We start from the raw sequence: 668 nt of genomic DNA, 5'->3' as shown, positions 1-668 counted from the left end.
TTTAAAATGCTTTTTTAACCTACTTTGAATGATCAGAGGGAGGTGTTTGACAATAAAAAATAAACAGTTTTTAAAGTTCAGTTTCCGTTCATTATCCCTATTATCCTTGTCATTGATACCCTTACCCTCATCGTCTTTGTGATAACAATCATTTCCTAATATTCTTGCCAGGTTAAGTAATAAAATATGTGCCTGAAGTTCTTGGTTGACCCCTTTCTCATTATGTGAATGGAAATCTTCAACATATAATATTGATTTGGATAATTTATATAATTCTTCTATTTCCCATCGCTGATGATATAAATCACCGAAGTCTTCGACTTTATAATGGTCTTGATGGGTTAAAGTCGTGGCAAAGATATATTCAACATCTTTATGAAAATACTTTATTAGCCGTAACGTTATAGCAGGGAATGCTGAAAGTAGTTTTCTTTTTCTAAGGTTTGATTTTACCGCCTCAGAGGGAACATAAGTCACAATCGCATCATCGTAATGACTGTCAGAAAATTCTCTAACCACTCTATTTCTATTACCTTCCTGCATTCTGAATATGGCATTCAAGTTATTTTTTATGACTTGATGTAACATATAATAACTAAAATATCCCCTGTCGAAGATAATGACATCATGGGTATTCAGGCAGTGAAAATGTTTTTCCGCACAAGCTC

1 protein-coding gene is annotated in these 668 nt (G+C 33.2%); it reads right to left on the bottom strand.

Features of this window, described 5'->3' with window-relative positions; all coding sequences use genetic code 11:
- A partial coding sequence (locus tag C5470_RS23960) for a transposase (protein WP_339917278.1) occupies window positions 1–621 on the bottom strand: 621 nt, incomplete at its 3' end.
- Window positions 622–668: the final 47 nt, after the last annotated feature.

The organism is Photorhabdus stackebrandtii, from assembly GCF_011189495.1.
Taxonomy (GTDB): domain Bacteria; phylum Pseudomonadota; class Gammaproteobacteria; order Enterobacterales; family Enterobacteriaceae; genus Photorhabdus; species Photorhabdus khanii.
The sequence above is the reverse complement of the archived record's forward strand: the minus strand, read 5'-3'. Positions and strand labels throughout refer to the sequence as shown.